Source organism: Serratia sp. JSRIV001, assembly GCF_019968745.1.
GTDB lineage: Bacteria > Pseudomonadota > Gammaproteobacteria > Enterobacterales > Enterobacteriaceae > Chania > Chania fonticola_B.
Genome location: NZ_CP074148.1, coordinates 55,070 through 82,044 on the forward strand (window position 1 = coordinate 55,070; position 26,975 = coordinate 82,044).

General features: G+C 50.2%; 33 protein-coding genes, 1 tRNA gene and 4 pseudogenes. 10 read left to right on the forward strand and 28 right to left on the reverse strand.

Annotated elements, in window-relative coordinates:
* Positions 1–18: 18 nt before the first annotated feature.
* From KGP17_RS27655 to KGP17_RS27725, 14 genes are all read right to left on the reverse strand, one after another.
* Positions 19–339 carry a hypothetical protein gene (locus tag KGP17_RS27655; RefSeq protein ID WP_223499755.1) on the reverse strand — a complete coding sequence of 107 codons (321 nt, stop codon included), beginning with the start codon at positions 337–339 and terminating at the stop codon, positions 19–21.
* Entirely contained in the window at positions 336–785 is a 450-nt protein-coding gene (locus tag KGP17_RS27660; protein ID WP_223499756.1) for a hypothetical protein, read from the reverse strand. The genes KGP17_RS27655 and KGP17_RS27660 overlap by 4 nt, the downstream gene beginning before the upstream one ends.
* Positions 786–2,114, reverse strand: a complete 1,329-nt coding sequence (locus tag KGP17_RS27665; protein WP_223499757.1) for a ParB/RepB/Spo0J family partition protein — start codon at positions 2,112–2,114, stop codon at positions 786–788.
* 2 nt (positions 2,115–2,116) lie between these two features.
* Positions 2,117–2,965, reverse strand: coding sequence for a ParA family protein (locus tag KGP17_RS27670; protein ID WP_223499758.1), 849 nt, complete (start codon positions 2,963–2,965; stop codon positions 2,117–2,119).
* Positions 2,966–3,013: 48 nt separating this feature from the next.
* A complete protein-coding gene (locus KGP17_RS27675) occupies positions 3,014–3,352 on the reverse strand; it encodes a hypothetical protein (protein WP_223499759.1) in 339 nt (112 codons plus the stop codon).
* A gap of 159 nt (positions 3,353–3,511) precedes the next feature.
* On the reverse strand, positions 3,512–3,982 hold the full coding sequence (locus tag KGP17_RS27680) for a hypothetical protein (protein WP_223499760.1): 471 nt from the start codon (positions 3,980–3,982) through the stop codon (positions 3,512–3,514).
* 151 nt (positions 3,983–4,133) lie between these two features.
* Positions 4,134–4,454 (reverse strand): hypothetical protein, encoded by a 321-nt coding sequence (locus KGP17_RS27685; protein ID WP_223499761.1) that lies wholly within the window; start codon positions 4,452–4,454, stop codon positions 4,134–4,136.
* Positions 4,451–4,918 carry a hypothetical protein gene (locus tag KGP17_RS27690; RefSeq protein WP_223499762.1) on the reverse strand — a complete coding sequence of 156 codons (468 nt, stop codon included), beginning with the start codon at positions 4,916–4,918 and terminating at the stop codon, positions 4,451–4,453. Before KGP17_RS27690 ends, KGP17_RS27685 begins: the two co-directional genes overlap by 4 nt.
* Positions 4,919–4,959: 41 nt before the next feature.
* Positions 4,960–5,469 (reverse strand): hypothetical protein, encoded by a 510-nt coding sequence (locus tag KGP17_RS27695; RefSeq protein ID WP_223499763.1) that lies wholly within the window; start codon positions 5,467–5,469, stop codon positions 4,960–4,962.
* The gene (locus tag KGP17_RS27700; RefSeq protein WP_223499764.1) at positions 5,459–6,145 is read right to left on the reverse strand and encodes a PspA/IM30 family protein; all 687 of its coding nucleotides are present in this window, start codon (positions 6,143–6,145) and stop codon (positions 5,459–5,461) included. Before KGP17_RS27700 ends, KGP17_RS27695 begins: the two co-directional genes overlap by 11 nt.
* A 247-nt stretch (positions 6,146–6,392) precedes the next feature.
* Positions 6,393–6,668, reverse strand: coding sequence for a homeobox domain-containing protein (locus KGP17_RS27705; RefSeq protein WP_223499765.1), 276 nt, complete (start codon positions 6,666–6,668; stop codon positions 6,393–6,395).
* Positions 6,669–6,709: 41 nt separating this feature from the next.
* Positions 6,710–7,189 (reverse strand): DNA repair protein RadC, encoded by a 480-nt coding sequence (gene radC / locus KGP17_RS27710; protein WP_223499766.1) that lies wholly within the window; start codon positions 7,187–7,189, stop codon positions 6,710–6,712.
* Positions 7,190–8,176: 987 nt separating this feature from the next.
* Positions 8,177–8,434 (reverse strand): hypothetical protein, encoded by a 258-nt coding sequence (locus tag KGP17_RS27720; RefSeq protein ID WP_223499767.1) that lies wholly within the window; start codon positions 8,432–8,434, stop codon positions 8,177–8,179.
* 80 nt (positions 8,435–8,514) lie between these two features.
* Positions 8,515–8,943: an antirestriction protein gene (locus KGP17_RS27725; RefSeq protein WP_223499768.1), complete on the reverse strand. Its 429-nt coding sequence runs from the start codon at positions 8,941–8,943 to the stop codon at positions 8,515–8,517.
* On the opposite strand from KGP17_RS27725, the gene KGP17_RS27730 reads away from it, so the two are divergent.
* A complete protein-coding gene (locus KGP17_RS27730) occupies positions 8,942–9,151 on the forward strand; it encodes a hypothetical protein (protein ID WP_223499769.1) in 210 nt (69 codons plus the stop codon). The two genes, KGP17_RS27725 and KGP17_RS27730, sit on opposite strands and share 2 nt — an antisense overlap.
* Before the next feature lie 184 nt (positions 9,152–9,335).
* Here KGP17_RS27730 and KGP17_RS27735 read toward each other — a convergent pair whose 3' ends face one another.
* The 7 genes from KGP17_RS27735 to KGP17_RS27765 form a co-directional block, all read right to left on the reverse strand.
* Positions 9,336–9,980 carry a hypothetical protein gene (locus KGP17_RS27735; RefSeq protein ID WP_223499770.1) on the reverse strand — a complete coding sequence of 215 codons (645 nt, stop codon included), beginning with the start codon at positions 9,978–9,980 and terminating at the stop codon, positions 9,336–9,338.
* 49 nt (positions 9,981–10,029) lie between these two features.
* Complete coding sequence (locus KGP17_RS27740) at positions 10,030–11,601, reverse strand: IS66 family transposase (RefSeq protein WP_223499771.1); 1,572 nt, start codon at positions 11,599–11,601, stop codon at positions 10,030–10,032.
* Positions 11,602–11,620: 19 nt separating this feature from the next.
* Positions 11,621–11,968: an IS66 family insertion sequence element accessory protein TnpB gene (gene tnpB / locus KGP17_RS27745; RefSeq protein ID WP_223499772.1), complete on the reverse strand. Its 348-nt coding sequence runs from the start codon at positions 11,966–11,968 to the stop codon at positions 11,621–11,623.
* Positions 11,965–12,570 (reverse strand): IS66-like element accessory protein TnpA, encoded by a 606-nt coding sequence (tnpA, locus tag KGP17_RS27750; protein ID WP_223499773.1) that lies wholly within the window; start codon positions 12,568–12,570, stop codon positions 11,965–11,967. Before tnpA ends, tnpB begins: the two co-directional genes overlap by 4 nt.
* The gene (locus tag KGP17_RS27755) at positions 12,495–13,229 is read right to left on the reverse strand and encodes an N-6 DNA methylase (protein WP_223499774.1); all 735 of its coding nucleotides are present in this window, start codon (positions 13,227–13,229) and stop codon (positions 12,495–12,497) included. Before KGP17_RS27755 ends, tnpA begins: the two co-directional genes overlap by 76 nt.
* A 572-nt stretch (positions 13,230–13,801) precedes the next feature.
* Positions 13,802–14,773, reverse strand: a complete 972-nt coding sequence (locus KGP17_RS27760; RefSeq protein ID WP_223499775.1) for a ParB family protein — start codon at positions 14,771–14,773, stop codon at positions 13,802–13,804.
* Positions 14,774–14,781: 8 nt separating this feature from the next.
* Positions 14,782–15,975: an AAA family ATPase gene (locus KGP17_RS27765; RefSeq protein ID WP_223499776.1), complete on the reverse strand. Its 1,194-nt coding sequence runs from the start codon at positions 15,973–15,975 to the stop codon at positions 14,782–14,784.
* A gap of 311 nt (positions 15,976–16,286) precedes the next feature.
* Between KGP17_RS27765 and KGP17_RS27770 the strand changes: the two genes are divergently transcribed.
* The gene (locus tag KGP17_RS27770; protein WP_371822217.1) at positions 16,287–16,520 is read left to right on the forward strand and encodes a type II toxin-antitoxin system RelB/DinJ family antitoxin; all 234 of its coding nucleotides are present in this window, start codon (positions 16,287–16,289) and stop codon (positions 16,518–16,520) included.
* Positions 16,510–16,797, forward strand: coding sequence for a type II toxin-antitoxin system RelE/ParE family toxin (locus KGP17_RS27775; protein ID WP_223499778.1), 288 nt, complete (start codon positions 16,510–16,512; stop codon positions 16,795–16,797). The genes KGP17_RS27770 and KGP17_RS27775 overlap by 11 nt, the downstream gene beginning before the upstream one ends.
* A gap of 249 nt (positions 16,798–17,046) precedes the next feature.
* Here KGP17_RS27775 and KGP17_RS27780 read toward each other — a convergent pair whose 3' ends face one another.
* Positions 17,047–17,847: a tyrosine-type recombinase/integrase gene (locus KGP17_RS27780; protein WP_223499828.1), complete on the reverse strand. Its 801-nt coding sequence runs from the start codon at positions 17,845–17,847 to the stop codon at positions 17,047–17,049.
* Positions 17,848–18,696: 849 nt separating this feature from the next.
* Between KGP17_RS27780 and KGP17_RS27785 the strand changes: the two genes are divergently transcribed.
* Entirely contained in the window at positions 18,697–19,392 is a 696-nt protein-coding gene (locus KGP17_RS27785) for an IS6 family transposase (RefSeq protein WP_223499779.1), read from the forward strand.
* 66 nt (positions 19,393–19,458) lie between these two features.
* On the opposite strand, the gene KGP17_RS27790 is transcribed toward KGP17_RS27785, so the two are convergent.
* Positions 19,459–20,319: a methyltransferase domain-containing protein gene (locus KGP17_RS27790; protein WP_223499780.1), complete on the reverse strand. Its 861-nt coding sequence runs from the start codon at positions 20,317–20,319 to the stop codon at positions 19,459–19,461.
* Positions 20,320–20,469: 150 nt separating this feature from the next.
* Here KGP17_RS27790 and KGP17_RS27795 point away from each other — a divergent pair.
* The 3 genes and pseudogenes from KGP17_RS27795 to KGP17_RS27805 all read left to right on the forward strand — a co-directional run.
* Positions 20,470–20,637: pseudogene (locus tag KGP17_RS27795) on the forward strand (transposase); the annotation flags it as partial.
* Between the two features lie 546 nt (positions 20,638–21,183).
* Positions 21,184–21,696, forward strand: coding sequence for a hypothetical protein (locus tag KGP17_RS27800; protein ID WP_223499781.1), 513 nt, complete (start codon positions 21,184–21,186; stop codon positions 21,694–21,696).
* 137 nt (positions 21,697–21,833) lie between these two features.
* A complete protein-coding gene (locus tag KGP17_RS27805; RefSeq protein WP_223499782.1) occupies positions 21,834–22,355 on the forward strand; it encodes a DDE-type integrase/transposase/recombinase in 522 nt (173 codons plus the stop codon).
* Between the two features lie 37 nt (positions 22,356–22,392).
* Here the strand turns inward: KGP17_RS27805 and KGP17_RS27810 are convergent, their stop codons facing one another.
* Positions 22,393–23,088, reverse strand: coding sequence for an IS6 family transposase (locus tag KGP17_RS27810; RefSeq protein WP_223499779.1), 696 nt, complete (start codon positions 23,086–23,088; stop codon positions 22,393–22,395).
* A 72-nt stretch (positions 23,089–23,160) separates the two neighbouring features.
* On the opposite strand from KGP17_RS27810, the pseudogene KGP17_RS27815 reads away from it, so the two are divergent.
* Positions 23,161–23,361, forward strand: a pseudogene (locus KGP17_RS27815) (phospholipase D-like domain-containing protein); the annotation flags it as partial.
* 638 nt (positions 23,362–23,999) lie between these two features.
* Here the strand turns inward: KGP17_RS27815 and KGP17_RS27820 are convergent.
* The 4 genes and pseudogenes from KGP17_RS27820 to KGP17_RS27835 all read right to left on the reverse strand — a co-directional run.
* Positions 24,000–24,332, reverse strand: a complete 333-nt coding sequence (locus tag KGP17_RS27820) for a hypothetical protein (RefSeq protein ID WP_223498387.1) — start codon at positions 24,330–24,332, stop codon at positions 24,000–24,002.
* A gap of 226 nt (positions 24,333–24,558) precedes the next feature.
* Entirely contained in the window at positions 24,559–24,816 is a 258-nt protein-coding gene (locus KGP17_RS27825) for a TraR/DksA family transcriptional regulator (protein ID WP_223498386.1), read from the reverse strand.
* Between the two features lie 339 nt (positions 24,817–25,155).
* A tRNA-Ile gene (locus KGP17_RS27830) sits at positions 25,156–25,232 on the reverse strand.
* Positions 25,233–25,519: 287 nt separating this feature from the next.
* Positions 25,520–25,675 (reverse strand): annotated as a pseudogene (locus tag KGP17_RS27835) (helix-turn-helix domain-containing protein); the annotation flags it as partial.
* A gap of 62 nt (positions 25,676–25,737) precedes the next feature.
* On the opposite strand from KGP17_RS27835, the pseudogene KGP17_RS27840 reads away from it, so the two are divergent.
* Positions 25,738–26,151, forward strand: a pseudogene (locus tag KGP17_RS27840) (IS6 family transposase); the annotation flags it as partial.
* A 65-nt stretch (positions 26,152–26,216) separates the two neighbouring features.
* Positions 26,217–26,912, forward strand: coding sequence for an IS6 family transposase (locus tag KGP17_RS27845; protein ID WP_223498400.1), 696 nt, complete (start codon positions 26,217–26,219; stop codon positions 26,910–26,912).
* Positions 26,913–26,975: the final 63 nt, after the last annotated feature.

The following is a 26,975-nucleotide window of genomic DNA, read 5'->3' on the forward strand; positions in this document are numbered from 1 at the left end:
TTTCGCATGCGAAACTTTTTACGCTCGTCGATACGCTTTCAAGACCTTTGACGTCAGTTGGTAGTAAGGTGTCGCCCAGCGGCCATTGGGTATTGTCGAGTATGTAGGCTTATCTGCCCTTTTGTCACAATACAGGATTTCAATCACACCGGATTCGGCGAGACGTCTGGCAACGGCGGCAACGTTCGTATCGGTAATATCAATTAATGAAGCTACCGTTTCTTTTTCCAGGATTGTTTCGCCGCGATCGAATGCATCAAGTAGGCAAGCCAGCATCGATGTAGCATAACCAATCCTGCCGGTATCTTTCAAAATACGATCAAGCTCTAAGAACGTCATTTAGGTATTCTCTTTTTACGCGTGCGATAGTGAGCGTCATTTTCCAGGGCAGCGTACAGCCAGCCGGCTGCTACATCGCGATCAAACGTGGGCGGCAACAAACTCAAGAGCAACTCACAGTCTTTTGATTTTATGGTTAACGTGAGGATTGAAGCGCATGCGGCCCACTCAGCATGTTCTTTAGGCATCCACCCGTTTTCCAGCAGCATTGACATGGCCGCCTGCATCCCCCAACGGGGAGTATTGTTTTTAATCCCCCATTCATTGATGGCAGCCCCGGTAAGCGGCCTTCCCCGATCTTGGAGAAAGCCGTTTTTTATGGCGGTATTAACCAGAACGTCTGCAGCTTGTGCAGACGTCAGTTCTGTGGTCATCACCCATGTTTTTACAATTCGCGGTAAGAATTCTTCCGCCAATTGTGCGAAGGGTGTCTTAGTCGTAAGCATTTAGACCTCTTTAATCCCCAGGACCGTCACCTCTTTTGCCTCGATGCAGACTTCACCAACAGGGAGTTTGATCCAGACCAGACCAAATTCGTCCGGCGTTTTGTCCATTACCAGGTAGCCTTCTTCGCCGTCGACCATGACCATGACGCGTCTGCTCGTTACTACTGGTGAGGTAGTAGTCGATGCTGCGAGACTGGCTGATTGATGGTTGCTCTCTATCCTCTCAGTCTGTTGCTCATCGCTGCCTGCGCTAACAGAACTGGTTGCTGTCGGTACAGCTGGTTGCTCAGACGCTCCAGGCAAAATGCCGCTTTCAGGATCATTGGTCTCAACCTTCGCCGGTTGTTGGCCACCGTTATCATTCGCCCCTGGCTGGACGGCAGCGGCCCCTGTAGGCGCAGCCACTTGCTCAGCCCCCCCAACCTCATGGCCATTACTTTCGGATGCCTGGGGCTGTTGACCATCGTTCTCACCCGATGATTGTTGTTCGCTGGTACTCTGGCCATGCTGTTCTCCAGGCTTTGGAGGAACAACCGGTTTCCCTTTCAGCAAGTTCAGTTCTTTAATGGCGTTCCCGCGTGTCAACTTTCCATCGCGTAACAACGCCACCATTTTTTCAGCCCTGTCCGGGTCGATATCGCTGATTTGGCTAAGGGTATAAACCATATCGAGATCTTTGGTGACCTTATCTTTCAATAAGGATTTCACCACTTCCGGCGCATCCAGCAATCGCATGTGCTTGCTGACAAATGTCTGCGGCTTGCCAAGCACCTTTGCGATTTCTGCCTGAGTCATGTTCCAGGTAGTTTTCAGCTCATGCATGTTGTCCGCAGTGGCTAAAGGTTTAAGACCGGACTGGTGAATATTTTCAGTCAGCTGAGTAATGATCCGATGTCGGTCATCCTTCGGTGGGGGACCGACGTAAATATCGATATACTTCTCGCCACGTTTCTTTTCTGATCTCCATCGAGTTTCCCCAAATAATATCCGATAACCTCGTTTGTCACGGGGATAGCAACGTGGTGGTGAAAGGACCCCGACTTCATTGAAACTATTGGCCATGCCTTCTATCGTAGCCTCGTCAAAGTCTTCCTCCGGACGGACCTGTTTAACCGCATAGACTTCATCGATCGGCACGCGAATAATCTGGCCATTCGGTTCTAACTCAGCACGCGCCACATCGCTCAACACGCGGTGGTCCAGCTGTTCCGTTGGCAACGCCACCTCACGTTCCTGCAGGCCTGGTGCTGGCACCACCTCCGGCGCGGAGGTGGCCTGCTGGCGTTGTTCTTTTTGATCCCGCAGCTTATTTTTAAATCCCTTGGCCATGATTAGCCTCCAGTTCGTGCAATGATGGTATCAACCAGGCGATCGTAACTGGCCACGAGTGGGCTTTCTGGATCATGCTGTTTAATCGTAATTGAAAGCTCGATTGCTTCTCGCACTTTGGTTGCTACAAATGGCATCACTTCCAACAGGTATTCTTCGCTAAATCCCTGCTCTTCAAGGATCTCAATCAACATTTCGAGGTTTACCGTATCAACCTGCGCATAACGCCCTTCTAGCATGGGTTTTTTATAGTTTGATACCATAGCGTGAGTGACGAACACCCCGAGAAGTTTCAACTCTGGGTGATAACGTTTTTTGATCTTCTTGAACGTACCAATGTGTTTTTCAACGCCCAGCCGTGCGGTTCTCTCCAGCAGGGTTGGGATCAACAGGTAATCAGCGACAACGTGATTGGCTAACAACGTGTTTGTCCATACCGGTGATGAGTCGATGAGAATGTAGTCATAATTTTCTTTCAACGCTTCAAAGCGCTCTTTAAAGTCAAAAATGCAATCAGCATGCCGGTTATTCACTTCATTTAGATCTTCTGTAGCCCCCATAAATCCCCGGCCGTCTGGCAATGTAATAGGGTTAAATGGTGTATCCGGACCGGCGTACAGACGTGACATGTGTGCTTCACCAGGCACAAATGTTCGCCCTAATGGATTTTCATCAATTTCGGGTGGCAACCCGTCCGGGAACTGGCGTGATGTCAGGCCTCCCATCCAATCGCCATCAACACAACACGTCCGTTTATTGCGGGCCTGCAGCTCATTGGAGATCTCTGTTGTTGAGAAGGTTTTACCAATCCCGCCTTTTTGTGAACAAATTACAATTACTTTTGCAGCCATCTTTGCGTCCTCTTTAAAAATATTTCGCATGCGAAAACAGATAAATCGTTACTGGTGCGGAGCCTGATTGCTATTCAGCTCTCTTCGTTTATTGCCAGGTGCGATGAGTTCGGCATGGATGGCCACGAAAGAATAGCCATATATGTTTGAACCGTCTTTCTCGTACATTTTGTTCTTGATGGTAAAATCAACCGATATTGTGTCACCCAATAAGTACCGATCCGCGATGCGTTCGGCAGCGCTATCATAGGCAATGAGTTCCAGTTTCGTTTGCTGATCACCACGATTGCGCAGCTCGGCGACAGTGAATAAACAGTATTGGGATTCATCACGTTGGATCAGTTGCGGTTGTACCAGTAAACGGCCAACAATGGCATTGTGTTGCATGTTGCATCTCCTATGAGCCGGGCGTTTCGCCGAAGTATCAGGTGGCCTTCCACCTAACGTCCATCAATCTATCAGGATGAAATTTAAATATCAATAAAGATATTTAAAAATCATCATCTTTCTCACATGCTTAACGGTTCCACAATTTCGCATGCGAAATTAAGCAATGTAGGCGACAACTTTTCCTGATTTTGAATCACAAGCGCTGATAAGGGCGTAGCCTTTCTCGGCGAGTTCCATTGTCAGTCTTTCAATTTCCCGCGCCAGGTGCTCCTTTCCACGCGTTGAGAACTGTGACGGCTTACCGTATTCCTCGACAAAATGGGCGATGCTATCCGCTTTAACCTGGACTTTGCGGTAGCTTTCTAAGAGTGGAATACGGGTAATTTTTATCATCCGGCAACAGAGGTCACCATGATTGATAATGTCGGATTTGTAGGGGGTGACATCTTTGGCGTTGTAACGCAGGGGTAGCAACGCTTCAATCTCATGAATTTGGTCAGGGTACAACCTACCTTCAACGAGAGTAAAACCGCGAGTTAGCAGCTCGCCGACTTTGATATCTGATTTGACGGTGGGCAGCCATCCTTTGGTGCCCTGGGAGATATGAAACAACTTCTGGTTCAACATAATGTTGATGCTCCTGTGAGACGGGCGTTTCGCCAACATTCAGGGGATGGCCTTCCATCCCCAACACGAACATTATGTCTCAAGGCCAATAAGATATCAATTTTGATATTTTATTATTTCGCATGCGAAACTTTAAGTCTTACCTGTGCCGCTATTTTAATGCGCGGAGTTGGTCCTTTTCCTCCTCAAGTGAAAGGATCGGCGTGCTTCCCCTGGACAACATTTGGGTTTCATTGATGATTCGTGACCGGATATCGGCGAACTCCCAGTGTGTTAGTCTTCCGTCAATCATCGCGTCAGAAACAACCGCTTTGGTCTGGGAAGACAGGCGTGGCCAGGCCAACGCAATCTCCCTGTATTCTCCCGCTTCAAGTTCCCCGCGAATGTAGATTGCGGTGCCAACACCGGTTAGAAGCGGCAATATGAGCGCCACTGCCAGGTGATCTTTGACGAACGTTAACGCCCTTTTCATTTGGTCTGGTCCTTCAGTTCAGATGACGGCTGGTTCAGGATAATCGTGGTACCCGTTAACCAATTGCTTCCACAACGGATAACTGTCTTGTCTGATTTTTCAAACCAGTCCCCCCCGCCTTTTGAACAATCGGGAATTGCCTCATAAGTAGGAATATCAAACTTCTGATAAACGGTCCCCATGAATGAGGGGTAACTATCGCCATTGATCAACCACAGCCTTTCAACTGTTAACAAAGCTACACAAGCAAAGAACGCTGCGTAAACCCATAGCATTATCTTGCCAAAGGCACGGCTAAAGCGGTTCCGAGAAGTGCTCAAATGACTCACAAGGTACAAAACGGCAATAAACAGGGCGACATAAAAGAATCCCAAAAAAGTCGACCAGTTACGTTGGAGCAGGCCAAATCCGACCCCGAGGGACAAGAACATGCCGATATTAATTTGAAACCAAAATCCTTTCATTGAACATCCTTGAAAGGCCCGCACCAGGCGGGCCAAGTTAGTTATCTCATTTTACTTTCGATAGCGGCTAACTCAGTTTCCAATCTTTTCCACTCCTGGTCAATGAGTTGGAGATTGTACGTCGAGTCAACTACTGATGAAATATCGCCACTCATTTTGATGATGTCATCGCTATTGACCATATTCAACTTTACTAATCTCGATCGCATGGCTTCAAGATCAGACCGATTAGCCAGATCAGTATTAGCGAGACAAATTTCTATCTTCAATATTTGCTCCCGTAACCAATCGCTGTAATCAGAGCGCCTCACAATTCCACTGGCAATGTCCCGCTCTTTCGCCTTGCGCTCTATTTCGCTTATTTGCAGGCTTTGTTGCTTTTTGCTAATCGCCTCCTGCTTTCGTTTTTTTTCTTCTTGCCAGTCTTCATAAGTCGGCAGAATGACCTTAGTGATAAAAAACAGCACAATGATCAACACCCAAAGCCAGCCGTACATAGGCATAATGAGACCGATTATATCTTCAGTAGCGTTCGGAAAATTACTGGGCATCACTGCCTCCTGAAGACGTTTGTTTTTTCAGTTCTTCAAGACGTTGATCTATGTGGGGAGTGCCTAACATATCGAATTGTTTCTTCAGATCTTGCCCTGAAACCTCCTTGGCCATTGAATCTAAAGCAGCTGAATCCGCCTCCAGCTTATCGACTTTGGATCGTATTTTGGTCATGTCGATGGCGTTATTGCCAACCCCCCCCATGATCCGCGACACCTTGCCACTCGTATCTGCAATTTTAGCCCGGGCATCGAGCAGGGTGACCTCGTTTTTCGCGTCTTCATACTCATCGCGCAGCGTGGCGAGTTTGCTTTTCAAGTCCTCGACCTTTGGATTCAATGTCTCCAATGCATTGCTATAGAAGGCAACATTCCTCTCGTATCGTTGCACGTATTGTAAAGCTGTTCTGGCCAAATCATCGCGATCTGCCTGGACGGCGCGATGTGCTCGGTCATTCCAATCGGAGACTGCTTTTTTGCTGGCTTCCAGCTGTTTTTGAAGAAGGTTCTGCTGGCCAATTACTGCAGCAACAACCTCTTCGGTGCTACCGATTTGCACCTCAAAATCTCTCACCATTTGCCGAGCGAGCAGTGCTGGGTCTTCCATCTGATCAACAGCATCATTAGCATTCGCTTTTAAGATCCGTAACAAACGACGTAAAATAGACATAGCCATTTTTGATACTCCACATATTTTAAATGGTCAGGCAGACGGTGGCGTAGGGCGCCACTCCTGCCGTTCTTGAACGCAGGACATAGAGTTAGACTCGTTACATAGCAGACTCCTTTGAGCCAGGCTTCACGCCGTATATTGGAAGCGGCCTTCCGCTTTCAATCTGATAAATGGGTTTTCTTGCTATTCACTTCGTATCAATAGTGATATGTAATTACCTCCATAGTTTCGCATGCGAAATTTTGCAGCCTCACTGACGATGCAACCAAAAATCGCCATATCCAGCTGACAACCCGAGCAAACACCAGACTGGGTAGGGGATCGTTTCTTTGTTCGTAAACCAGTTTTCAATCTGCCCAGGGCTTAAACCAAAGGTATCTGCAAGGCTGGTTTTTGTTTTGCTAGCCTGGGACATCACACAAGCAATTTCAGCGCCTGTAGGTTCTTTCCACCCTGCAGTAAAAGGACAAAAACATTCCTTTCTGACCTGCAGCTGCTTTACGTTGTAAGCACTATGAGTTTCCATTGTTATCTCCGGAGAGGTGCCGCCGCAGCGGCACTTACAATTTAGATCCAGCCCCGTTCTGCGAATGAGGTGGTTTGACCATGGCCTATGACAACGTGGTCGAGGGTTCTTACATCAACCAGGGCCAATGCATTGGTTAGTCCAACCGTTATGTCGCGATCTGCCTTACTAGGTTCAGCTAATCCTGATGGATGGTTATGTGCAAAAATGACGGCGGCAGCATTTAGCTTGATCGCTTCTTTCATTACTTCACGAGGATGCACATTAACGGTGTTAATCGTGCCAAAAAACATACGTTTAAACTCTATCAAACGATGTTGATTATCAAGAAAGAGGACAGCGAACACTTCCCGTTCTTCAGACTCAAGTTGAAGCCGCAAGAAGTTGGTAACGGTCGCAGGTTGAAGGAACATGATGCCTTTCGCTTTAATGCGAGCATCAAGGATCGCAATTGCCTTATGGATGTAATACTCCGCCAGGGCTTCAACGTGCGTTGGAAGGGGGATAGGACGCTGAGACATTGTTTCTCCTTTGAGAATTGGCGTTTCGCCGGTACTAGATGACGGCCTTCCGTCATCTGTTGAGAACAGTATATCAAAGCCAATATTGAATATCAAATATGATATTTAACGGCGTTGATAATTTCGCATGCGAAAGTTTTTCAGAGGCAGCTCGTCGGCAACATCGAATAACAATGCATGCATGGACGCCAGACTTGCATGATTACAAGGGCGGGCCTGGCCCACGGACGGTTTAAAAATCCAGACACACTTTGTGTTGTTAAAAAAACATCACCCGTTGAGTTTCCTCGTCGCGGTGTTGACGTTTTGAGGGGACCAGCTGTTCTTCGCCCCCGGTATTTCCATCACCCGTTTGAGAACCTGCGCCGCAAGGGCGTAAAACGGCACCGGCCGAGGCAGACGTCCAGGGGCAGACACCAAAGTTTTTGACTGCAAAAAGTTTTGTGGCTGTGCTTCAGCTTTCCCCTGGATGGCCAGGAGGACTGTGGCGTTATCAGCCTAGGCGACAGGATCATAAACGGGAGACGCACCGGTCAGAGGGTGAGCTGGGACCCGCCGCAACGCCGTAAGAGCAAGGCGAAACGGCGTTGCTCCCTACACACCGGCAGGGCTTTTATTGCCGGGGTGCAATAAGCGCAGGCCACGGCGCGTCAAAGCGGCGCATCCGGGTACGGATGCTGCGAGCTGGGGTTGCGTCAGGATGGACGCCCGCAGGGCGGAGACAGGTTCACCTGGCTCCGTTCACGACAGCCGACCGGACGCCCATATCGAATAGCTGGAAGAGGTGATAACAATACGTAGACGTCGGAAAACACAGCGAAGGAAACAGAAGGTGATATAAACGGACACCAGGTGATGAAAGAGGCAGACGAAGGCGGAGCGCGGCGCCGTAGGCGCGGCAGCAGCCTTCGCGGCAGGCGTAAGCCTGCCAGGGTGTTTTCGGCGGTAGACAGGTGGCTTTCACCTCCTGCCTAGGCGATTAGCGAATTAGGGTTTTGGATCTTCACGACTGTCGAGCACACGCTCTACTGCATCCTCGACTACTGACCAGTTGATCCCTTCATTAGCATCATAGCTACTTGTTATTTTCATGGCCGCATGGATCTCATCCCTAGTTAGATCTTCTCCCCACACTTTGGACAAAAAGTCTTCATCAAACCAGAGTGAAGCCACGCACAAGTCATCTAGCGAATAATTGTTTTGCAGCCGGGTTATCAGGCTGCCTACTGTCATTTCCATTTCCATACTCTTTCCTCATCCCGCGATCAAGGGCACTATTCTTTGAGGCAAGCAGCGTTGCTGCCTGCCTTGGCCTTTTCATTTCGTCATTCGAGCGCAGCGCTAATCGCGGCACTATCGGGATGGCTTTCGATAAAGTTCCAGAGCTGGAACTCACGCAGCTGGAACAGCTTGATCTGTTCATCGTCGCTACAACCTTTGAGCGCTAAACACCGATAGTTGATGGCTTGCGCTGTCAAAATGATCCCTGCAACCTCGGCGCTGACGGTACGGTCAAACCAGCCTTCGGCGTTGACCATGTGGTATCGATCGCCCGTGGGCATCATGTAGCCGCCGCCTTGCGGAAGCCGTACAAAATGCCAAAATCCGTCTTCGTAGTCAGGCAGGTGTTTACGTGCCAAGGCGTAGACCTTCAATTCGGCAATCATGAAATCCTCGCCAAACAGGTAGGGCAGGAAAGACAGCCGGTCAATTTCTTCGACATTCAGGGCGGTCTGAGTGTGGGAATAGTGCATGGAATACCTCCGTAATTTCATGTTCCGCGACACCGGACGGTGCCGTGCCGACACGACAGCCCGGCGAACAGCGGCGCAATACAAGGGCGTTACCGCAGGCCGCAGCGCAGCGAACGAAAGCCGGTATTTGTACGGTGAGACCGTGAAAATTGAGCGGTCGAACGACGGGAAAATGACGGCGAAAGTGAGCGAGAACGGGCGAGGATAACGGCAACGCGAACCCTTGTATTCGTCGCAGCCGGGCTACAGTGAAGGCACGGCATCCGGCCGTCACAACACGAATGCTGACCAGGTGGGTTTTCAATTCAGGGCCACACCGTGGCCTGGCAAACAGCGGAGTAGAGCGACACCCTTATCGGGTCGAGAAAAGAGGGGCATTTGCCCCTCCTGCTTCAACTTTTCTTGGTAAATGCGCTGTACGTGTTCATGACACTGAGAACCTCTTGCCTGGCGGCATAGCAAACATCCCGCAGGACATCGCGGTCGAACCAACGGCGTGGCGGATCCCCAGGCAAACGTAGCACATCGGTCATCACACTGTAGCCGGTGATCAGCTCTAACGTGTCATTGATGACAATCAGTCGCACGGCACCAAATCGCGCGCCCTGGTTAATTATGGCATCCAGTACCCGACGCACTTCGTCGGGGTTGGACTCATCAAGCCAATTTTCTTCATCGCTTTCCTCAACGACCAGCTTGAAATGCCGGGTGCGCCGGGAAAACAGGTGCGAATATGGTTGGGGCGTCAACGCCGCCTGAATGCGTTTCGCATCATCAAACATTTGCCGACAGGCCTTGCGCACGGACAATGTAACCACCTCGAGTACGATCCTTATTTCCTCTTTGGTCAGCCATTCCAGGGCAAACGGAAAATTGATCTCTGTATTGTCTCCCGGCACAGTCGGCGGTGTGGCATGGCCGCTTTGGTAAAGCACCATTTCGGCATTTGTTCCTGCCAGCTTCTCGATGGCACGACACACATCGTGTCGGTGATCAGGTCTTTCCAACTGATTGCAAAGACGCGGTAAGAGTGCCATTAAATCAGCCGCATCAAGCGTAAGCGTCTCATCCAGACCGTATTGACGTTTATTCAGATGTGAGGTCGGTTTTCCACGGCAGTAGGTCGCGCAGCCGGTTTACCGGCCAGTCCTGGATATGCGTGAGCACATGACGCAACCAAGCTTCCGGCTCTACGCCGTTCAGCCGGCAGGCGCCGATAAGGGAGTACAGTACGGCAGCACGCTCTCCGCCCGCGTCTGAACCCGCGAACAGCCAGTTTTTCCGGCCCAGGGCAACGCCGCGCAGCGCGTTCTCCGCGATGTTGTTGTCTATCTCCGCCCAGCCGTTGCTGCAGTACAGGTTTAACGCGTCCCACTGCTTCAGCAGGTACGCGAATGCCTTTGCCGTATCCGAGTGGCGCGACAGCACCGTCATCTGCACCTGTATCCAGTCGTACAGCGACTGCATCAGCGGGATAGTCTGCTCCTTACGTACTGCCAGCCGTTCTTCTGCCGGGCTGCCGCGTATCTCCGCCTCGATGGCGTACAGCTCACCGATGCGCCTCAGCGCTTCGGTGGTGATATCTGTCGGCGTGCGGGCGTGAACGTCGTGGATTTTTCGGCGGGCATGGGCCATGCAGGCCGCTTCCGTGATGCGGCCGTCTTCGTACAGCGCGTTATAGCCGCCGTACGCGTCCGCCTGCAGGATGCCGCCGTACCCGGCAAGGTGACGTTGCGGATGCACGCCCTTACGGTCCGGCGAGTACGCGAACCACACCGCGGGCGGCAGCTGTGAACCGGCATTGCGGTCATCACGCACGTAGACCCACAGCCGGGCCGTGCGCGTCTTGCCGCTGCCCGGCTCCTGCACTGGCACAGGGATATCGTCGGTGTGCACCTTACCCGGCATCAGAACGTACTGACGCAGCAGGTCGTACAGCGGCTCAAGCAGCTCGCTGACCGCACCGGACCAGCGCCCCAGCGTGGCACGGCTCAGCTCCACGCCCTGCCGGCGGTATATTTCCGACTGGCGGTAGTGCGGCGTATGTTCCGCGAACTTCGCCGTGACGATGCGGGCCAGCAGGCCGGGGCCTGCGTAGCTGCGCTCGATGGGTTTTGACGGCGCGGGGGCCTGTGCGATGTGGTCACAGCTGCAGCAGGCCAGCTTCGGCCGCTGCGTTTCGATAACCTTGAAGGCGCTGCTGATGAGCTCCAGCTGCTCCGACACGTCGCAGCCCAGCGAAGTGAGCTCGCCGCCGCATTCCGGGCAGGCGGTTTCTGCCGGCGGCAGCGTGCGGGTTTCGCGGGGAAGCGAGGCGGGCAGCGGCTTGCGGGCGGAAGACTGGCGCAGCGGCTGCGGGAGTACCGGGTCGTGCTGCTCACCCAGCACCTCCGCCATCTCCTCCTGCAGGGCGCCGATGCGCTCCTCCGCCTCACTGACCTGGCGCGCTGTTTTCTCACGCAGCTTTTCGGAGCTTTTGCCGAACTGCATACGCTGAAGCTTAGCGACCAGCGCCTTCAGCCGGCTGATTTCGCTGGCGTACGCCGCCACCCGCTGCGAGAGCAGGCGGTTATACTCCGCCATTTTGCGGATGGTCGTTTGCTGCTCCTGCAGCAGCGCCCTGAGCCGGGCGTTTTCATCGGGGTATGAGGTGTCCATGAACCCACTTTAGCGCAGGTTACACCCGCAGGCCAGGGCGTTCCGTCCGCTGCGGATGCCGCCAGTTAATGCCTTCCAGCAGCATCGACAGCTGCGCCGGCGTCAGGTGCACCTTACCGTCGCGGGTCACCGGCCACACGAAGCGCCCCCGCTCCAGCCGTTTGGTGAACAGGCACAGGCCGTCCCGGTCCGCCCACAGCACCTTTATCATGTCGCCGCGACGGCCGCGGAAGATGAACAGATGCCCGCTGAACGGGTCATCCCGCAGCGCGTTCTGCACCTTCGACGCCAGCCCGTTGAAGCTGCAGCGCATATCCGTCACGCCGGCAACCAGCCAGATGCGCGCCCCTGCGGGAAAGTTAATCATGCCTCACCCTCCCTGAGTTCGCTGACCAGTACGCGCAACAGCTCCGGCGTCAGCGGCCCGGTCAGGCTCAGGCTTCCGCCCGGTAGCGTCAGCTTGCAACTGATGACCGGTGGAAGGTCCGTTGATACGGTCCCGGTCCGCCCTGGCGGAGGCGAAAGAGGCTCCACGGTGACGGGGATGAGTGTGGCTCTGCTGGCAGGATCCAGCAGCCCCTGGCGATGCAGATTACGCCAGTTAAACACCAGATTGTCGTTAACTCCATGCTGCCGCGCCAGCTCTGCCACACAGGCCCCCGGCTGCAGGCTCAGCTCCGCCATACGGATCCTGAACTCCAGAGGCCAGTCCGGACGACGTTTTTTGACGGGAAGGTTGGTTTCGAGGTTGAAGGCGTAAAGCTCATCCTCAAGGCGTTCCGGCGTATACCCTTCCGGCAGTGGCCAGTTAATGCCGGTGCGTCGAAAACGCGTAAACATTTTATGAACGGCAGAAGAGCTGACATTGAGTTGTTCAGCGATTTCACGGTAGGTCAGTGCGTCGTTAAATCGCAGGCTGAGTGCAGTGGTGATCCAGGTTCTTCTGGAGTAAGGCGTATTTTTGTCCACGGTAGTGTCCATGTTCGCGAAAGTGTCCATGGTAGGAAACACGGGCGAAAATGAAAGACGGTCTGGATGAGACGCTTACCATCAATATCCATGCAACTGGCGAATAGCTTGTCCTGATAGTTGATGCCCTGTTCCGCAAGCATTTCAGCAAATGCGATCACCATACTGCCCGCCCCAACTGCCGGTTCCTGCAACGTAATGAACGGCTTGTGTTCCAGCTCGCTGAGTACATCACCGGCGGTGAGGCGAGCCATCAGGGCAGACAGATGATAAGGTGTGAAAAACTGGCCCATATGGTCTGAGCCGATCTCCAGTTCCATGAAGATCTGGCCCAGAAAGTCACCCGGCTGACACTCCAGAGCGCCAGTGAGACACCCCAGCAACTGAGTCATCCGGTTAACATCATCAGGTTGATAGCGACCGGCAATCGCCAGATACTCTTTTTCCAGATCAGGACTGCGAAGAAAAACGTTCTGCACGGCAAGTGTCGCCATTTCTGCAAAATCGCGGAAAACCTCATGTCTGTGGTGATAGCGCGCCGTTTCACGAAACAACCGGATAAATTCCCGGCGGTAATGGTCATAGCCGTTCTGGCCAACGTGGCGTAACCGATCAGGGGTATTGGCTGGCGCGAGTATATCCAGGGTCAGCTGCGTCATTCTGGTGTTCCTTCCTTTGTGGCGATCTGCGGTGTGCTCCCGCCATACCGCGCTGGACGCAACGGGCCATAAGGAAAAAATCCAGCTCCGGACGCAAGGCCGCAGCGCAAATGACTGACCAGGGGGAAGGAATGCGAACGGGCACAGCAGCCGGCGGCTTGAATTTTTCCGGCACGGTGCGACTGTTAAGCGGAGGGAGGGAGTAACTGCTGACGATGGAGTGAAGGCTGACTCAATAAGGGGGGCGGACAGATTCGCCGCCAATTCATAGTCTAACTATATCAGCGCGGATCGTGAGCAACCATTGCTAGCCGCTGAGGAGTTATGCAACTGTGGAGATTTCAGCGTGAAATCTAATAAAAATATTCATTAAATACAATGTATTAAACCCTATTTTTACGTGGGGAACGAACTGGGTATTTTACTGCGATCCAACCATAGAGAAAGGGCATTGCAAGGTAAGTCGAAGTAAGTGGCGTCGAAATCAATGGAGATTTCACCATGAAATCCCCATGGAAAAGTTATTACTTTTAAACAGTTAACACTGAAAAATGGGTGGAGAACATTTTCAATTATGACTTCAGATGTTTTGCCAAGACAGCCTTCACCGCATCATCAATGGCACCCTGCAGTTCGGGCGATACACGATTAAACTCGTAACTGAACATGCGTCCACGGATCTTCTTACGGGCATATTTGTTCTTGTCAGAAAACTGCCAGAGTGGGGTGATGACTGCCGCTTCTCCTTTCGCTGGTTCTCCCAATACCGTGGCTTCATCCCGTATTACTGTGAGGATTTTAGTCTTGACCTCATCTGCGACCAGCAATGACTGCTCACGGATGCCACTGACGACGCCACTGATATTTTCGATGAGTTCTGATACTGAACGTTGATTGCTGGCCAACAACTCTTCTGCCGTCAGCAACACTTTGTAGTCAGAAAAAGACAGTTCAGATTGGATCGGGAAAAGGGATAGCAACTCAGAAGAGACACTGGCTGCCTGCAACGCTCGCGTAACTTTGGCTTGCGACAATCCCTCCGCTTCAGCGATTTCTTTTTGTGTCAGTCCACTTTGCTTGAGGGCTAGCAACCTCGTTCCCACTTCACGAATATTGTGTTCCCGGGCCGTCTGAATATCCTGTGCCAACTTTCTGGCTTCACTGACCGAGAGAGGCTCATCCGTGATCAAGATATCCAGGCCCACCTGCTTGAGGATGGCAGAGGCGCGACGACGTGAGCCATCCAGGATCTCGATACGGTTATCGCGACGGACACCAATGGCAGGGAAAAACTGCTGCAGGTTGATAGTCCGCGTAATATCTTGAAGTGATTCAGGGGTGAGTGCAGACTGATCACGTCCGTTTATTTCCTGAAGAACATACGTTTTGGTTTCAACGTCTGCCGCCGGAACGGTCACTTTGGTAAAGACCGCCTTCCTGCCAGAAGCCAGGGTAAATACCTGTTTGAACGCTTCCGGCTCGGCTTCGTTGTTAAGAACTGGCGCGCTAAACGTGCGCCCGATTGTCTGACGTTTTGTGCTCATCGGGCACCTCAATTCATTCGAATAAATTCAATGCGGTCAAATACCGCTTTGGCAAAATCTTCCGCAGCGGTACGCGCATTTTTCAACGCTTCGCTGCTCCCCACATAGGTAGATGGGTTCGCGGAGATCACCGTATCAAACGACTCTCCACAACGTTCAAAACCATCAAGACGTGGCAACGCAGCATCGAGCATGTCTCCGCCAAAAATCTCCTTCGCGAGGCTGTGGCAGACTTTGTGATCAGGCTTATTTGACAGTTTGGACATAAAGCCGATGTTTCCCTGCAACCGGCACGGGCAACCAGAAGCTTCAATGATACTGACCAGCTCAGGCAAACGGGTCAGGTACTTCAGGGTAGAGTGGAAATCAACCTGTGCAGGCGGGATCGGCGTCATCAAGAGATCGGCGGCCGCAATCGCATTCTTGAGGAATGCATCCAGGTGAGGGCCGCTGTCGACAAAGATAAAGTCATAATCAGCCTTCAGTTTATCAATGATATTCTCGCGTAAGACAGCATGGGGGTTTTGGCCAGGTAAATGCTCGGCACACAAACTTTCCCAACCTGAAGCGATGAACGCATCATCAATGGATGCAGGAAGAACATCGACGCCGGGTACAACAGATGGCACGATGAACTCATTGAGTAACTCTTCCCGACTGACATTTTGGAGCATGGCCTGAGCGGAGGTTGTCTCAACAAGGCCCACGGCACGGGTATGGTTCAAAAACATGGTGGCCGAGGACTGAGGATCCAGATCAATGACCAGGACGCGTAAATCTTCAAAAAGGAGGTGGGGGTGGGCACGCAGTGCATGAGCCAGTGACACCGTAGAAACGGTCTTTGAGACACCGCCCTTCAGGTTGCCGACAAAGAGAGTCATTGCTTCAGGATGGCGATCGCGATATTTAGGAACACCACGGTGATGATAAATATCGACAATATTCTGGACAGTCATCGCGTACTTTGTTGATGAACCGGCCGCTCGCTTCTCGAAGACATAACCGCTGCTTTCCATCTCGCTCACTGCATAATCCACGTTAGCGCGAGTCAGTTTGGGAAATTTTGCGACGGCAGCTTTGGCATACACCTGAAAATACTCGTTTTCCTTGAGTTCTTCTTTCTGAAGTTGTATTTGCTCAGTCAATGCGGACAACATTTTTTCGGCACGTAGTGCGACTTTCTCTGTCTGATGAGAATCCATAATCACCAACACCTCTATTTATGTAGCTTATCTGAATTAAATCAATAATCCTGCATGAAAGACTAAAAATCAACACAATTAACAATAAATGACGCACTACCATGCCGTTCAGCCACATCCGGGTAAATGATGCAGAAAAGAGGATCGGTTGGAATTCCTCAAAAAACCAAGGTGCTCCTTTCTGCGTTATAGATCCCAAGCAGATGACGGCTGTAGAGTGAAGCACAGGACCACATGTACTTTATTTCTTGTCGGTTATGCCTTACTATGTATACACAAACGTAACCACATGGGGTGTTGAAATGGGCACAATGAATATTCGTATCGACGATGACTTAAAGGCCCGGGCCGGGGTAGCGCTCGACGGATTGGGGATCACAGCCTCGGAAGCTGTACGTCTGGTGCTTGAATACGTTGCACAAAATAACCGCCTTCCGGTTCAGGTGGCATTACTGGCTGATGAAGACGCAGATATCATCGAGCTGGCGCGTGAACGTCTGGCTAATCCTGGCAAACGGATCCGAGTAACACTCGATGACTTATAAGATTGACTTTGACAATGCAGCCTTCAAAGAATGGAAAAAATTAGGTGAGACTGTACGTCAACAGTTAAAAAAGAAGCTGGCACAGATTGTTGAGGCGCCACGCGTTGAGGCTAACCGACTGCACTCTTTACCTGATTGCTATAAGATCAAACTCCGCGCATCCGGTTATCGGCTGGTTTACAAGGTCGAAGATGAAACGGTTGTGATCCTCGTCCTTGCTGTAGGTAAACGCGAACGGCTGGAAGTTTACAAAGCAGCCGCCACAAGGTTGGGTTAGTGAGGGATCGCTAAAAAACCCATTAAAAAATGACGAATCACCATAGAGAACAAGGCATTTTTCCAGGAAAACTGCCGTCCCCTCAATCATGTCATAAGCGCCTATACGCCCAGCCCCCTCGCGTTACAGCTCTGGTGTTGTGGGTATGCCAGGCTCTCAAGCAACTCGGAAATTCACAGCGAAATGTCTCCGCCCTGGCTGTTCACCTGGCAGGCCGAAGATATTTGAACAACCGCAGGGCGTCAGCTTTTATTCGTGATCGCCCAGTGCCAGAGGACGATGTGTGCTCCGGATCATGTTGAGCGCATCCTGCGTCGGCAAGGTGAACTGCACCTGGCGACTGGCGACGATATCGAGAGCAAATACCCGAGTGTACACTTCCGTGCTCTCCGCTTTTTCATGTCCTAATAACCCCTGCACCGCTTTCAATGGCGTGCCCTGGTACAACATGTGCATCGCATAGCTGTGCCGAAACACGTGCGGCGTCACCGGCACACTCAACCGGATCCCCTCACGCCTCGCCAGGTGTTCCGCTTTCGTCAACCAATTGCGTACACCACGATCGCTGATCTGCCAGACTGGCAGGGGGGAACGTTCGCCGGTCTCGGTATCGATTTCAAACAACTCCTTGGTGCTGGCAAACAGCCGGCGCAGCTCGTCCACAAATTGCGGATCGGTCAACGGAACCGTGCGGTTCGCCGACTTACCTTTCGTGGGGCGACCACGACCGGTACGGCGTTGTTTGGCCGTGCGCAATACCACGTGCGGCATGGTCACATTGAGCCGAAAATCACGGCGCCTCAGCGCCAGCGCTTCATTGATCCGGGCGCCGGTATTCCACAGGAGATTGATCAGCGCATGCTGTGTCCAGTCCGGCAAGAAATGGAGGAGGGCGGCCACTTCCGGTGCCAGCAGATACCGGGGCAGATCATCATACGTCATGGCCATATGGCGCAACGACAGCGCACGTTGGTAATCTTGCGGTGCCAGCATCGGCGTCGTTTCACCGGCCGGGGTCCCCACAATGGCCAGTGCCGAATCATAGGTCATCATCTGCTCCTGTTAATTCCAACAATCTCGTCTGCTAAGGCGGTTTATCGGCATCACGGGATCCGCGGGGGATCTCAACGGTAAAAAGTAGGAGGTTGCGCTACGTGAAAAATTGGCGTCTACGCCCCACGTCGACGTTCAGATTTCACGTAGCGCAATTTCTTTCAACATCGGGCCAAAACGGACGTTTTCGTCGTCGAGGGCAGGACAACGCCTCAATAGTATCGCCAATCATCAACGCCGGCGCACGGGCAATAATTCGTTTTCGCGATCGGTCATCGTCGCCAGCACTCTTCCGACTTATGGAAATATACCATAAATAGGAAGCAAAAAGACGGCTGAATAGGATCGGCGGTGGATCCCAAAAGGATCCGCTTTTGCTGTATGTCGTGTTGTCTCTGTATGACGGGCACTACATAGGGGATAATATCCCCAAAAATGCCGCAAGCGGATCCGTTTCCGAAAAATACATAAACCGGAAAGACCACTCCCGCGTCGATGAGAAGAGGATCGCCCACCAAAGGACGAGTTCCCCCTCGCCTTCATCTTTCACGATGAGTAAATCTTCTGTCGCCAACTTCGTGACTGCCCTCTTTTTCATTCGGTAGTTTGAGTTTTAATTGTGTGTAGTAAACCACACAACCGGCTCACATATATCTACCAATAAAATCCACGTATTATCTAAGGCAGACGAATTATGTCGAATGAGTATACGTCAATTGTTGAGTGCAACATATAAGTTGCGCGAGACATTATTAAATTTAAAAACATGATGAGGATATAATTATGGCTCTGTCGCGTTAAGGCGGCGTCAGGTAATATGCTGTTTTTTTGTAATGTTGCCTATTAATGTCTCTGATCAGAAATGCCTTTAAACGCTTGCATTATCCCATCGATATCATCGCGCAATGTGTGCGTTGGTATCTGGCTTATGCCCTTAGCTTGCGCAATCTCGAGGAAATGATGGCTGAACGCGGCATTGCTGTTGACCATGCCACACTGCATTGCTGGGTTATCCGTCTGGTGCCGCTGTTGGACAAGGCATTCCGCCGGCATAAACGTTCGGTGGGTCGTCGATGGCGAATGGATGAAACTTACATCAAAATGAACGGGCAGTGGAAGTATCTGTACCGGGCTGTTGACACATCAGGCCAGACAATCGACTTTCTGCTCACTGCCAAACGGGATGCCGCCGCCGCATTGCGCTTCTTCCGCAAGGCCATACGTCATCATGGCGAATCTGAGGGGGTCACTATCGATAAAAGTGGGGCCAACACAGCGGCTTTGGCCACGCTCAACGCCGACAAACCCGATGAGGAAACGATTACAGTGAGGCAAAGTAAGTACCTAAACAATCTGGTTGAGCAAGATCACCGCAATATCAAACGCCGGATAAGACCGATGCTGGGATTCAAATCGTTTCGACGGGCACAGGGGCTTTTGGCGGGCATCGAATTGATCCACATGATACGCAAAGGACAATATCAGCATCCGGAAAGTGAGGTATTGTCACCTGCGGAACAATTTTATCTGTTGGCTGCCTAAATAATCGGCAACACCCACTTTGGCTGGTCTGTGGCCGTTAATGCGACAGAGCCCAAACAAATTATTTTACATTTTTTTTGCAACAAGAAGTATTTGTGGATAAGTTGCAACATGATGCATTTGGTTTGCAGAAAAACCGTCAATTATTTTTTGAAGTTCTACTTTCGTAATTACACCAGGATTAGTGTTGTACATCATTAGCGCAATACTGGAAAATAGCTCAACAAACATACTTCCCATTTCAATATTATTCCTAAGATTAATAGTGTAATCTTCAATCGAGAAGCCTGCTTTATTTAGAATACCTGGCAATTCAAGACCTATTTTAGAGTTTGTCCCTCCTTCTGCACACACGCGCCTCCACATATCGATAGTTGCATCATATGAAGACCATTCAGTATTCGATGCAAAGAGACGATCATCTTCCTCTATTATATAAATTTGAGCACCAGGCGGGAGGATATTACAGACCTGCTTCAAAATATATACAGGGTCCGATGAGTGCTGTAAAACGAAACGCAGAATGCAGGTCTGTACATGTCCTAAGATTGCTTTTGGGATAGGGTCAATACCGACTATGCACTTTTCGATATTATAGTTTATGGGATGCTGCTCATCACATAAATTAAAACGATTAACTAGACTTTGATTAGCCTCCAGCCCAAAAAAATGGCAATATGGAACATTTCTAGCAAGAAAACTTCCATAACAACCATTACCACTTCCAACCTCCATAACGCCTCCTGCAAACGCCCCTTTAGTTTCTAACCATTTCAACTCTTGCGGTCCAAGAATCCGTGTTTGCGCTTCAAAAACCCGATCCCAAGAAGCAAGCAATGATGTCTCACTCAACTCTTGCATTATACCCGACACTAAGTTCATGTGTTCATGTCGGATCCCGGGGTATTCAGTTGGTTTATTTTTCATAGAGCACCTTTATTAGATATTAACAAATAATTGAACATCAGAAATCTCGGCTGTGTGCGTATTCCGCTCTGTTCGATCACGGATTGGCATCGAAGTTCGATCACATATTGGCACCGAAGTTCGAGCAGGATTTCGTCTCCGTTCGGTCAGGAATGTTTGAACGAGAACTGGTTCATGTCTGTGGAGGATGCACGGTGCAAAATCGAGGGCTGGCGCATACACTATAACCAGAGCCGTCCCCATTCTGCCCTGGGCTGGATGACACCTTCTGAATTTGCCGAGAAATCTGCCGGTTGCCAGAATATGCAGCCAGAATGAAGCCGGTTATTCCTGATTATGAATGGATCACATACGGGGAGCGGGTCAGGTGGATTGCAATAGCAATCCACCCTTTATGTTGTTCCACTACTCTGGGTTTCTTTATATATCACTCGGGAGCTATTTAGGGTGACAGGATAAGTCTGGCTTGCAGCACTTACTCCGTTGGACACGAAAAAAAGTGACTATAAAATAGTAGATAACAAACTGGGCTGTATAAACCGCATGTGAATACCTTCTCTCTGAGTTTAGTTATTCATAATGGATTGTCAACCAACCTCGCTTTGGTAGTAGGCCCCGAACAGAACTTTGTCCAATTCTTTTTAGCCCTAAAGACATTAATTTAATTAATGCGTAACCTGAGGGATAAGACTAAATTTTAGTATAAGATATCACTCATTGTTGTAACATTAAACATAAAAAAATGTGTAAAAATAAATAATAATGGCATTGGTTCATGGTTAGTGCGTATTCCGGCGCAACGTGAACACCTATTCTCCCCCTGTGTCAGCATAGTTGTCGCTTACTTTCTGAAGGAGAATGACTATGCCTGCGCATGCAGTACCGATTGATGTGAAAGAAAAGGGAGTGATGTGGCTCCAGCCTCCTTATAGCTGGTCCGTCAGACACATTGCACAAAAACTGGCTCTGAGTTCTTCCGTTGTTGCAAAATGGCGACTTGAACTGGTGGCACAAGGCTTATTGCCAAAAAATGAAAGGATTTCCTCTGTGGATGGTGATGAATGGACTCCTGAGCGTCGCTTTTCGGTTGTTCTTGAAACAGCTTCATTGTCTGAAATGGAACTTGCCGATTATTGTCGCCGTCAGGGGCTTTTTGTTGAGCAGGTAAAAGAGTGGCGGGTTATTTCGATCAAAGCTCATGAAATGAAGCTGACGGAAAATCGCCGCGCAGATAAAGAGTTACGCGATATCAGAAGCCGGTTGCGTGAACTTGAGAAGGAGCTGACCCGCAAAGATAAAGCGCTGGCAGAAGCGGCTGCGCTCCTGATGCTGCGGGAAAAGTTCAATGCCCTCTGGGACAACAGCGAGGAAGGCTGACACCTCTTCCGGAGCGGCAGAAAATTATTTCTCTTGTCCGTGAAGCTGTCGATCACGGCGCCCGTAAGATCCAGGCCTGTCAGTGTATCGGGATTTCGATCCGAACGCTGCAGCGCTGGATTGATGGTGATGGTGGAGTGATCAGTGCAGACAGAAGGCCCGGTGTAACAGACCGTGTCCCCCGAAATAAATTATCGGAAACAGAAAGGTTGCAAATTCTGGAGTTATGCAACTCTCCGGAATTTGCCTCTTTGCCTCCAAATGTGATCGTACCGATGCTGGCGGATAAAGGTGTTTATATTGCTTCTGAATCAACCTTTTATCGCGTATTAAAATCAGCCAGTCAACTGACGAGGAGGTCCCGGGAATGCCAGTATAAACGGCCTGATGTGCTTAAGGCGGTTGCACCGAACCAGGTCTGGAGTTGGGATATCAGTCATTTACCGTCCTGGGTCAGAGGTCAGCACTTTTATCTCTATATGATCATGGATATTTATAGCCGTAAAATTATTGCCGCAGAGGTATTCAGCAGTGAAACCGGGGAACATGCAGCAGAACTGCTACAACGAGCGGTGTGGAATGAAAAATGTTCATCCCGTAACCTGGTGCTGCATTCCGACAACGGAAGCCCAATGCGCAGCTTGGTTCTGTCGCATTAACGGGCACAGGCCAGCCAAAGTGGGTGTTGCCGATTATTTAGGCAGCCAACAGATAAAATTGTTCCGCAGGTGACAATACCTCACTTTCCGGATGCTGATATTGTCCTTTGCGTATCATGTGGATCAATTCGATGCCCGCCAAAAGCCCCTGTGCCCGTCGAAACGATTTGAATCCCAGCATCGGTCTTATCCGGCGTTTGATATTGCGGTGATCTTGCTCAACCAGATTGTTTAGGTACTTACTTTGCCTCACTGTAATCGTTTCCTCATCGGGTTTGTCGGCGTTGAGCGTGGCCAAAGCCGCTGTGTTGGCCCCACTTTTATCGATAGTGACCCCCTCAGATTCGCCATGATGACGTATGGCCTTGCGGAAGAAGCGCAATGCGGCGGCGGCATCCCGTTTGGCAGTGAGCAGAAAGTCGATTGTCTGGCCTGATGTGTCAACAGCCCGGTACAGATACTTCCACTGCCCGTTCATTTTGATGTAAGTTTCATCCATTCGCCATCGACGACCCACCGAACGTTTATGCCGGCGGAATGCCTTGTCCAACAGCGGCACCAGACGGATAACCCAGCAATGCAGTGTGGCATGGTCAACAGCAATGCCGCGTTCAGCCATCATTTCCTCGAGATTGCGCAAGCTAAGGGCATAAGCCAGATACCAACGCACACATTGCGCGATGATATCGATGGGATAATGCAAGCGTTTAAAGGCATTTCTGATCAGAGACATTAATAGGCAACATTACAAAAAATCAGCATATTACCTGACGCCGCCTTAACGCGACAGAGCCCGAACGGTCACTACGCCATTATGCACGATAAGGTAATTATTCAGGATAATCATACTGTTGAAGTAGGAAGTTTTAACTACACGAGAGCTGCGGCCCGGGCCAACTCAGAAAGTGTCTTGGTCATACGCGAGATGCCTGCACTGGCTCAGTCGTACCTGGCACACTGGCAGTCACGCTGGGATGACGGTACAGACTGGCAGTCGTCATACTGAGCGTAAGGAAACCGCCCCAATATAGGGGCGGTCACCTGGCTTACTTGTCTGCTGCGTTGATGATCACCGAAATTGAGTTGTTGGAAATACTCCAACCCCCATTCCCAGATGACAACAATGCACCAGATACAACGATGACAATACAAATGTACCGTTTCATTGTGCGGTCCTTTGCGAAGACCGCTTCACGATGCCACCACCGGAGATGAAACCGCGAATACAAGCACTTGGATGCGCTTGCGTTTACGGCCGTTGGAAATCCCTCCCTGAATCCGATGCCCGTTGCTACACAGCGGGAAGGCCCCACCATATTGTACACTAACCTTTCGCGAACAGGCACTTGACAGTGCATGTAAAGCAGCCCAAAATATAGGCACTTGGATGCGCTTGCGTTACGTTGGTAACACAGCCCTGCTGGGAAGGCCGCTAACCTGAACAGCACAAAAAAACCACCTTTTTTGGTGGTTTTTTTGTTTCTGCCTCGCTAAGACCAACCACCTAATCATCAAGATGTTTCTTCCTGATCTGCAGTATTGGTAGCGTCATCGCGGCAAAGATCCCATAAATGAACATCAGAATGGTAAGCAAAAAACCGCCCATTGCTCAGTATGGACGCTGGTACCAACACCCCCTATCTATTATTGATAACCGTCAACTTCGCTGATATAGGCTTTTTGCGTTTTTTTATTGAAAAGGCAAAGTTCCCGCCCCTTTTGATTTTCCATATGTTGTTGAGGATAAAAACCCTGTAATAATAGTGCCGTATAACCAACTTCATCTGAAAACCCCATCAACCTGCTTACAACTGGCGTTATTTCCTTAAAGTTGCTTGCTTTAATACAGCTAGCTATAACCATTTTATTATGTTCGTCCCATACATCCGGAGTTGATGCGACAGCGTTAGATGTTAATATCGATAACCCGCCGACAACTAAAAAAGTAAATGAACGTAGTTTTGTACTTAGCTTCATAAGAACCACACCAAAATAGTTTAAAAATAACGGGATAAACAAATAAACGTCAGCTGTCGCCTATAGGGATTGGGATCACAACCGCAGGGAAAAACACGGCAATTTTTTTTGAAAGTTTTACCAGATTAGCTTCATAGATATATATAGGTTGTCTGGAAATAAAAATGTTGACACGCTAACGTACTTTTCTAATCAGTTGGGCTTCATCCCCCTATAGATCCACCAATCACTCTTCGTCCTGATTGACAGCATGGCGAGTCAACAAAGGATAAACCCCAACCTTATGCTGGAACTCTTTTCGCTCCTGGCACAGGACACAGGTCTTGACACCAGGTAACAGGTGACGACGTCGTTCCGGTATCGGCTCACCGCAATCTTGGCAGACAAGCGCACTGCTTGCTGTAAACTGTGACCGTATGGCCATCAAGCCACGTTCGATCATCTTTTCATGTTCATTCTGTGCTTCATCAGCAATATCTGCCATGATTTTATCAATCCCGGTAAATACACATTGAGCCAATGGGTGGCCCGCCTAACACGATTACAGCTTGTAAACGTAGCCCCTTGTCTCAACAACCGCCATTTTTTAGGTTGATGATGTTATCGTTAAAGCGCGTAACGACAGAAACATACCGCTGGCAGGCATCATAGTCGGGGAGAGACACTCATCACAGCAAAGGGGACATTCAGCTGTCCGCAAATTCAGAGAGTGGAGATCCCTAAACCAGAATGTCCCCTTTGCCTGTGTATCAAGCCATCTACCGTCTTCGCCACACCATCAGCCTGGACACAGAGCGAATAGCCAATATGCGATAATCGTAATTGGTGGCCCTTGCTGGACTCGAACCAGCGACCGAGCGATTATGAGTCGCGCGCTCTAACCGACTGAGCTAAAGGGCCTTCATCAAAAAATAGTAAAAAAAACGCAGGTATGCATTACCTGCGTGAGGAGATTTTCCAAATCTCAAAATAGTTGGGGTACCTGGTCATATGGGCATGTCAGGCATCGTTTTTATACCCCAAGACAGGTATTTTTTTGTCTTCAAATTGTAAAGATATGTTTATGCTTCCAACAAATCACATGAGGAAAGCACAAAGGTCGGGGTTCCGTGCACATTTCCCCGAAAAGTGCCACCTAACGTCTAAAAAGTTATTTTTATCATTATCTTAACTTTAAAAAACAGGCTCTATTGTGTAAGATTATCGTCTTCCAGAATTTTATATACCGTAGAGCGGGCGATGCTTAGCTCCCTGGCTATAGCTGTAGCGCCATTACCTTCCTGACGAAGCGCAAGCACTGCGTTACGGTCGATGGTGCGCCTGCGGCCAAACCTGACGCCTTTGGGCTCTGTCGCGTTAAGGCGGCGTCAGGTAATATGCTGTTTTTTTGTAATGTTGCCTATTAATGTCTCTGATCAGAAATGCCTTTAAACGCTTGCATTATCCCATCGATATCATCGCGCAATGTGTGCGTTGGTATCTGGCTTATGCCCTTAGCTTGCGCAATCTCGAGGAAATGATGGCTGAACGCGGCATTGCTGTTGACCATGCCACACTGCATTGCTGGGTTATCCGTCTGGTGCCGTTGTTGGACAAGGCATTCCGCCGGCATAAACGTTCGGTGGGTCGTCGATGGCGAATGGATGAAACTTACATCAAAATGAACGGGCAGTGGAAGTATCTGTACCGGGCTGTTGACACATCAGGCCAGACAATCGACTTTCTGCTCACTGCCAAACGTGATGCCGCCGCCGCATTGCGCTTCTTCCGCAAGGCCATACGTCATCATGGCGAACCTGAGGGGGTCACTATCGATAAAAGGGCTCTGTCGCGTTAAGGCGGCGTCAGGTAATATGCTGTTTTTTTTTGTAATGTTGCCTATTAATGTCTCTGATCAGGAATGCCTTTAAACGCTTGCATTATCCCATCGATATCATCGCGCAATGTGTTCGTTGGTATCTGGCTTATGCCCTTAGCTTGCGCAATCTCGAGGAAATGATGGCTGAACGCGGCATTGCTGTTGACCATGCCACACTGCATCGCTGGGTTATCCGTCTGGTGCCGTTGTTGGACAAGGCATTCCGCCGGCATAAACGTTCGGTGGGTCGTCGATGGCGAATGGATGAAACTTACATCAAAATGAACGGGCAGTGGAAGTATCTGTACCGGGCTGTTGACACATCAGGCCAGACAATCGACTTTCTGCTCACTGCCAAACGTGATGCCGCCGCCGCATTGCGCTTCTTCCGCAAGGCCATACGTCATCACGGCGAACCCGAGGGGGTCACTATCGATAAAAGTGGGGCCAACACAGCGGCTTTGGCCACGCTCAACGCCGACAAACCCGATGAGGAAACGATTACAGTGAGGCAAAGTAAGTACCTAAACAATCTGGTTGAGCAAGATCACCGCAATATCAAACGCCGGATAAGACCGATGCTGGGATTCAAATCGTTTCGACGGGCACAGGGGCTTTTGGCGGGCATCGAATTGATCCACATGATACGCAAAGGACAATATCAGCATCCGGAAAGTGAGGTATTGTCACCTGCGGAACAATTTTATCTGTTGGCTGCCTAAATAATCGGCAACACCCACTTTGGCTGGCCTGTGCCCGTTAATGCGACAGAACCCTTTAAGCCT